The sequence below is a fragment of the Streptomyces sp. NPDC029956 genome, from assembly GCF_055574655.1.
Window position 1 is genome coordinate 37,534 of record NZ_JBVHZJ010000069.1, and the last position, 6,588, is coordinate 44,121.

The window sequence follows — 6,588 nt, forward strand, 5'->3', positions numbered from 1 at the left end:
GGCACGCGGAAGCGCGGCGTGGTGGACCGACGCCACGCAGACGCCAGGCAGGCCGTGTGAATCGGAGCACAAGTGGTTACCGGCCAGTAATGGCCGGTTCGGACGCGGTCCGTACGGCCCCGCAGCTCAGCGGGGATGTACGGGCCGCGTCCGCGTTTCCCGGGCCCGCCACTTGGCCGCATCAACGTTTCATCAGTGTTTGACCACCGGGTCACGCCCTGGTAACACCAGTCTGTGAGCCTGGTTTCACTCACCGCCACGACTCGCTCACATCCCCGTTCGCACCCCCCGCCTCGTCTCATCCGCAATCGAGGGAGGACCCCGACATGCCGGCCGCATCGACGCACGTCCGCGTCACCGCGATCCCGTCCGTCACCGACGCCCTGAAGGCCGTGGAGGCACTGCTTCTCGGCGCCGGGCAGCGCACCGCCCGGCGCAACGCCTGGAACTCCGTCCTGGAGGACCGCCGCCGCGCCAAGGACCGGGTCGAGGCCCAGCACGTGATGGAGGTCGCGTCGGGCCGGACTTCCCGGGCCACGTAAACTTCAGGACATGGCGAGGAAGGCAAACACGGGCAGCGCTGACGCTGCGAACCAGGGGCGGCTCAAGCAGATCGCCCTCACGTACAAGATGACCCGAAAGGCTGACCCCAAGGTCGGGCTTGTCGTCGCAGGCGTGGGCATCGTCGTACTCGGTGTCCTCCTCGCGATCGGCTTCCTGATCGGTCACCCGGTCTACCTGGGCATCCTGGGCTTCGTCCTGGCGCTCCTGGCGGCGGCCATCGTCTTCGGGCGGCGTGCCGAGCGGGCGGCCTTCGGGCAGATGGAGGGCCAGCCGGGCGCTGCCGCGGCGGTCCTCCAGAACGTCGGGCGAGGCTGGACGACGACCCCCGCGGTCGCGATGAACCGCAGCCAGGACGTCGTGCACCGGGCGGTCGGCCGGGCCGGCATCGTGCTGGTGGCGGAGGGCAACCCGAACCGGGTGAAGCCTCTGCTCGCGGCCGAGAAGAAGCGGATGAACCGCGTCGTGGTGGACGTGCCGGTGACCGACATCATCGTCGGCGACGGCGAGGGCCAGGTGCCGCTCAAGAAGGTCCGTACGACCATGCTCAAGCTGCCTCGGGTGCTCACCGGCCCGCAGGTGACGGCGGCCAACGACCGGCTGCGGGCGATGGGTGACCTGATGAGCAACATGCCGCTGCCGAAGGGTCCGATGCCGAAGGGCATGCGGATGCCGCGGGGCGGAAAGATGCGCTGACGCGCCCGACCGGAGGCGATCGCCTCCAGAACTGCTTCATGAGGAAGGCCCCGGACCGTGTGACGGTCCGGGGCCTTCCTCATGAAGCTCTACGGGCCTCGCAGCCCCCCGAGGGGCGGCGGGGGGCCGCAGGACGGTCAGATACGGACCTGTACGGCGCCGGAGAGGCGGTCGTGGAGGCCACGGCCGTCGCGGTCCCAGATGAGGGCCGGGATCGCGAGGCAGACGAGCAGGGAGCGGAGCGCCACGCGCGGGAAGCCGAGGCGGCCGCCGTTCACGGAGACGACCCCGAGGCCGAAGAGGCGCTTGCCGGGGGTCGAGCCGATGGTGCCGACGGTCAGCACGCTCAGCACGAGCAGCATGACGAGGGCCCAGTTGCCGGTGGCCTGGTTGTAGCCGTCGGTGATCAGGCCGTATGCGATCAGCGTGCAGAGGGCCCAGTCGACGGCGAGGGCGCCGAGACGCCGCCCGGGGCGGGCGATCGAACCGGGGCCCTCCTCGGGCAGCCCCAGCTGCTGACCGCGGTAGCCGAAGTCGACGCCTGCGTCCTCGGCCGCCGCGCGGGGGCCGGAGAGCCAAGATCCGAGTGCTTGCCTGTTGTCCACGCGACCACGGTACTGCGCCCGTTTTTGATCACTTCGGCCCGGGTACGCGAAGGGTGTCGACAGGCGCCGCGGCACCCACCTCGGTTAACTTCGACGAAACAATTGGGTCATGCTTGAGAAATCCCGTCTGCCTATGGTCGGGTCCAGCGTGTGCCACCGCACTGGCCGCACGAACCAGCTGCAAACCCCGCCCCTCCCCGGGCCGGGAGTAGGAGGAGTGGGATGTCCGAGACGCACGGGTTCCAGAACGCCGACGAGGTCAAGAAGTACATCAAGGACAACGACGTCAAGATGGTCGACGTCCGCTTCTGCGACCTTCCGGGCGTGATGCAGCACTTCACGATCCCGGCGACGGCGTTCGACCCGTCGGAGGAGCTCGCCTTCGACGGTTCGTCGATCCGCGGCTTCCAGGCGATCCACGAGTCCGACATGGCGCTCCGCGCCGACCTGTCGACGGCCCGCGTGGACCCCTTCCGCCGCGACAAGACGCTGAACATCAACTTCTTCATCCACGACCCGATCACGGGCGAGCAGTACAGCCGTGACCCGCGGAACATCGCGAAGAAGGCCGAGGCGTACCTCGCGTCCACCGGCATCGCCGACACCGCGTACTTCGGCCCCGAGGCCGAGTTCTACGTGTTCGACTCGGTGCGCTTCGAGACCTCGGCGAACCAGGGCTTCTACCACATCGACTCCGAGGCAGGCGCCTGGAACACCGGTGCGGAGGAGAACAACCGCGGCTACAAGGTCCGTTACAAGGGCGGCTACTTCCCGGCCCCGCCGGTCGACCACTTCGCCGACCTGCGCTCGGAGATCTCCCTGGAGCTGGAGAACGTCGGCCTGCAGGTCGAGCGCCAGCACCACGAGGTCGGCACCGCCGGCCAGGCCGAGATCAACTACAAGTTCAACACGCTGCTCGCCGCGGCCGACGACCTGATGCTCTTCAAGTACATCGTGAAGAACGTCGCCTGGCGCAACGGCAAGACCGCGACCTTCATGCCGAAGCCGATCTTCGGCGACAACGGCTCGGGCATGCACGTCCACCAGTCGCTGTGGGCCAACGGCGACCCGCTGTTCTACGACGAGACGGGCTACGCGGGCCTCTCGGACACCGCCCGCTACTACATCGGCGGCATCCTCAAGCACGCCCCGTCGCTGCTCGCCTTCACCAACCCGACGGTGAACTCGTACCACCGCCTGGTCCCGGGCTTCGAGGCCCCGGTCAACATGGTGTACTCGCAGCGCAACCGCTCCGCCGCCATGCGCATCCCGATCACGGGCTCGAACCCGAAGGCGAAGCGCGTCGAGTTCCGCGCGCCGGACCCGTCCTCGAACCCGTACCTCGCCTTCTCGGCGCTGCTCCTCGCGGGCCTCGACGGCATCAAGAACAAGATCGAGCCGGCGGAGCCGATCGACAAGGACCTGTACGAGCTCGCTCCCGAGGAGCACGCGAACGTCCAGCAGGTCCCGACCAACCTCGAGGCCGTCCTCAACGCCCTCGAGGCCGACAACGAGTACCTGCAGGCCGGCGGCGTCTTCACGTCCGACCTGATCGAGACCTGGATCGACTACAAGCGCACGCACGAGATCGCCCCGATCCAGCTGCGCCCGCACCCGCACGAGTTCGAGCTCTACTTCGACCTCTAGGCCGTACCGCGCGAGCGATCTCCCGAGGCCCGTCGTCCCCTTCGAGGGGGCGGCGGGCCTCGCCGCTTTCCGGCCAAGATCACAGAAGTGCGAACAGGTGACGAACTCTCGCCCATACCCCCGAGTAAGGGTGTTCACGCTCCGCGACCGATCGATAGCGTGTGGTCGTCGCCGCCGCCACACCCGGAGCACAGGGCTCCGCTGGGACTAGCTGGCGCGATGAGGACTGCCTACGTGACTCAGGCGGCTTTCGCCCCTGCAGAGACGCTCCGACTCCAGCCGTACACCGATCACTGCCGCGTCATCGCCGACGAGGGCGCACATGTGGTCATCGGCGTCTCTCCGGGAAACAGTTATTTCACCGCCCTGCGACTGCGCGAGCTGACGCGCTGGGGCTTGGACCACTTCGACCAGGTCGATCTCGTCTACACCGATCTGCATGTCTCGGACATGTACGAGGCGCTGGGGTACGGGGCCGACGAGGCACGACGGAAGGCCGTCAAGAACCTGCGGGGGGTGCGGGCGAAGGTCGGCGCGGCCGTGGCCGAGGCCGATCCCACCGGGGTACGGGTACGGGCCCGCGGGATGTCGGAGTTCGGCGACGTCCCGGCCTACCGCGAGCTGCACCGCACGGTGCTCGACGCGGTGGCGGCGGACCCGGTGGTGCGCGAGACCTGCGACGCGCTGACCGGGATCTTCCTGGCCGGGAAGCTGGCGCCGGGACAGCGGACCGACGCACGGCAGCGGGAGGTGTGCCGGGCGTACATCTGCGCCGAGGTGCCGCTGTTCCTGGACACGCCCGCGATCCTCGGGGTCCCGTCCTCGCTCAACTGCTACCACCAGGCCCTGCCGCTGGCCGATCTGCTCTACGGCCGCGGGTCCGGGCTCCGGGCCTCGCGCAATCAGGGCCACGGCATCCTCACCCCCACCGGAAGCACTGCCCAAGGAGCCACGCGATGAGCGTCGCCGTCGAGACCCTGCCGGCCTTCCCCTTCGACTGGGACGGGACCCGGCTGCCCGCCGAGATCGAGGCGCTGCGCGCCGAACCGGTGAGGAAGGTCCGCACGATCGCCGGGGCCGAAGCCTGGCTGGTCTCCTCGTACGAGCTGTGCAGGGACGTCCTGGAGGACCCGAGGTTCAGCCTGAAGGACACCTCGGCGCCGGGCGCGCCGCGGCAGTACGCGCTGACGATCCCGCCGCACGTGGTCAACAACATGGGCAACATCACCGGGGCCGGGCTGCGCAAGGCCGTCATGAAGGCGATCAACCCGAAGGCGCCCGGCCTGGAGGAGTGGCTGCGGGCGCGGGCCGGAACCCTGGTGGACACGCTGCTCGCCGAGGGGGCACCCGGGGAGCTGCGGGGCGGCTACGCCGATCCGTACTCGGCCGGGCTGCACTGCCGGATGCTGGGCATCCCGGAGGAGGACGGGCCGCGGCTGCTGCGCAGTCTGGACGTGGCCTTCATGAACGCCCCGCACGAGATCGAGGCGGCCCGGCTCCACTGGGACCGGGACATCGCCTACATGACCGAGCGCCTCGACGATCCGGCGACGGGTGGACTGATGGCGGAACTGGCGGCGCTGCGCGAGGATCCCGACTACGCGCATCTGCCGGACGAGATGCTGGCGACGGTGGGCGTGACGCTGTTCGGGGCCGGGGTGATCTCCACCGCCGGGTTCCTGACGATGGCGCTCGTGTCGGTGCTGACCCGGCCGGACGTGCGGGAGGCACTGACCGCCGGCTCGCACGGGGTCGCCGGGGCGATGGACGAACTGCTGCGGGTGAACCTGTCGATCGGCGACGGGCTGCCCCGGCTGGCCCTGGAGGACGTGCGGCTCGGCGACGTCGAGGTGCGGGCCGGTGAACTGGTCCTGGTGCTGGTGGAGGCCGCGAACCACGATCCGGAGCGCTTCCCGGACCCACTGGCCTTCCGGCCGGACCGGGAGAACGCCGCCGAGCACCTCTCCTTCGGTGGCGGGCGGCACTACTGCCCGGCGACGGCGCTCGGCAAGCGGCACGCCGAGATCGCCCTGGAGACGCTCCTCGACCGGCTGCCGGGGCTGCGGCTCGCGGTGCCGGTCGAACAGCTGGTGTGGCGCACCAACTTCATGAAGCGGCTTCCCGAGCGGCTGCCGGTGGCCTGGTAGCGGGCGGTTTCCGACGACGGCGCTGCCCGGCCCCGGCCGGGCAGCGCCCCTCCGCTGTCAGCGGCCGTAGCGGATCATGGCTCGGACCATGCGGCAGGTGGTGTCCGACGGCGGGTGGATGCCGAGGTGGAGGGCCGTGCTGCGTATCGTCGCGTTCGTGGCCTTCGACGGGACGTAGACGCCGGCGTCGAGGAGGGCGATCGCGAGGCGCATGGCCTTCAGTCGGCGGTTGTGCGTCACGTACCACTCGCGGGGGCGGCCCGCGGGGAGCGGCTTCTTCCGGAGCGGCTTCCAGGGTTCGAGGGACGGTGTCCGGATCACGGCGAGAGCCATGGGCTACCTCCTGGCGAACGGCGGGGTGCGGGCCCTCCCCGGGACCCTCACCTTCACCCCCTATTTTAGTGGCCCCCACTGACAATCGCCCCTGGCCAGAGGGGGTTTGGGGGGTGGTGTAGAGGGCTGTGGGGGGTACCGTGGGGGGATGGAGATCTGGATCAATCCCGCCTGTTCCAAGTGCCGCAGCGCCCTCACCCTTCTCGACGCCGAGGGCGCCGACTACACCGTGCGCCGCTACCTGGAGGACGTGCCCTCCCCCGACGAGATCCGGCAGGTGCTCGAACGGCTCGGGCTCGAACCGTGGGACATCACGCGGACGCAGGAGGCCGTCGCCAAGGAGCTCGGGGTGAAGGAGTGGGCCCGCGACGCCGAGAGCCGGGAGCGGTGGATCGAGGCCCTCTCCGCGCATCCCGGGCTCATCCAGCGGCCGATCATCACCGCCGAGGACGGCACGGCCGTCGTCGGCCGGTCCGAGGAGGCCGTACGGGACGCGCTCTCCCGCTAGTCTTCTGAGTCAGGAATTCTGTTCAGATAAGAGGCGAGGCGTTCCAGGATCTCGTCTGCGGTCTTGGTCCAGACGTAGGGCTTTGGATCGG

The 6,588-nt window shown here is 69.6% G+C and carries 8 protein-coding genes; 6 read left to right on the forward strand and 2 right to left on the reverse strand.

Going from position 1 to position 6,588, the window contains the following annotated elements; all coding sequences use genetic code 11:
- The first annotated feature begins 326 nt into the window (after positions 1–326).
- Both ACZ4XX_RS35405 and ACZ4XX_RS35410 read left to right on the forward strand, forming a co-directional pair.
- On the forward strand, positions 327–542 hold the full coding sequence (locus ACZ4XX_RS35405) for an SCO2195 family GlnR-regulated protein (protein ID WP_030208220.1): 216 nt from the start codon (positions 327–329) through the stop codon (positions 540–542).
- Positions 543–552: 10 nt separating this feature from the next.
- Positions 553–1,257 (forward strand): DUF4191 domain-containing protein, encoded by a 705-nt coding sequence (locus tag ACZ4XX_RS35410; RefSeq protein ID WP_030314289.1) that lies wholly within the window; start codon positions 553–555, stop codon positions 1,255–1,257.
- 137 nt (positions 1,258–1,394) lie between these two features.
- Here the strand turns inward: ACZ4XX_RS35410 and ACZ4XX_RS35415 are convergent, their stop codons facing one another.
- Positions 1,395–1,862, reverse strand: a complete 468-nt coding sequence (locus ACZ4XX_RS35415) for an RDD family protein (protein WP_468511958.1) — start codon at positions 1,860–1,862, stop codon at positions 1,395–1,397.
- Between the two features lie 222 nt (positions 1,863–2,084).
- On the opposite strand from ACZ4XX_RS35415, the gene glnA reads away from it, so the two are divergent.
- The 3 genes from glnA to ACZ4XX_RS35430 all read left to right on the forward strand — a co-directional run bounded on the left by glnA (position 2,085) and on the right by ACZ4XX_RS35430 (position 5,656).
- Positions 2,085–3,509 (forward strand): type I glutamate--ammonia ligase, encoded by a 1,425-nt coding sequence (gene glnA / locus ACZ4XX_RS35420; protein ID WP_030314285.1) that lies wholly within the window; start codon positions 2,085–2,087, stop codon positions 3,507–3,509.
- A 234-nt stretch (positions 3,510–3,743) separates the two neighbouring features.
- The gene (locus ACZ4XX_RS35425; protein ID WP_468511959.1) at positions 3,744–4,469 is read left to right on the forward strand and encodes a cyclodityrosine synthase; all 726 of its coding nucleotides are present in this window, start codon (positions 3,744–3,746) and stop codon (positions 4,467–4,469) included.
- Complete coding sequence (locus tag ACZ4XX_RS35430) at positions 4,466–5,656, forward strand: cytochrome P450 (protein WP_468511960.1); 1,191 nt, start codon at positions 4,466–4,468, stop codon at positions 5,654–5,656. Before ACZ4XX_RS35425 ends, ACZ4XX_RS35430 begins: the two co-directional genes overlap by 4 nt.
- Positions 5,657–5,713: 57 nt before the next feature.
- Here the strand turns inward: ACZ4XX_RS35430 and ACZ4XX_RS35435 are convergent, their stop codons facing one another.
- Entirely contained in the window at positions 5,714–5,989 is a 276-nt protein-coding gene (locus ACZ4XX_RS35435) for a hypothetical protein (protein ID WP_468511961.1), read from the reverse strand.
- A gap of 148 nt (positions 5,990–6,137) precedes the next feature.
- Between ACZ4XX_RS35435 and ACZ4XX_RS35440 the strand changes: the two genes are divergently transcribed.
- On the forward strand, positions 6,138–6,497 hold the full coding sequence (locus ACZ4XX_RS35440; protein ID WP_468511962.1) for an arsenate reductase family protein: 360 nt from the start codon (positions 6,138–6,140) through the stop codon (positions 6,495–6,497).
- The last annotated feature ends 91 nt before the right edge of the window (positions 6,498–6,588 follow it).

What these genes read in the sequence shown, in the direction of transcription:
- ACZ4XX_RS35405 (WP_030208220.1), top strand. Translation starts at nt 327, where the DNA reads ATGCCGGCCGCATCGACGCACGTCCGCGTCACCGCGATCCCGTCCGTC.
- ACZ4XX_RS35410 (WP_030314289.1), top strand. Translation starts at nt 553, where the DNA reads ATGGCGAGGAAGGCAAACACGGGCAGCGCTGACGCTGCGAACCAGGGG.
- glnA (WP_030314285.1), top strand. Translation starts at nt 2,085, where the DNA reads ATGTCCGAGACGCACGGGTTCCAGAACGCCGACGAGGTCAAGAAGTAC.
- ACZ4XX_RS35430 (WP_468511960.1), top strand. Translation starts at nt 4,466, where the DNA reads ATGAGCGTCGCCGTCGAGACCCTGCCGGCCTTCCCCTTCGACTGGGAC.
- ACZ4XX_RS35435 (WP_468511961.1), bottom strand. Translation starts at nt 5,989, where the DNA reads ATGGCTCTCGCCGTGATCCGGACACCGTCCCTCGAACCCTGGAAGCCG.
- ACZ4XX_RS35440 (WP_468511962.1), top strand. Translation starts at nt 6,138, where the DNA reads ATGGAGATCTGGATCAATCCCGCCTGTTCCAAGTGCCGCAGCGCCCTC.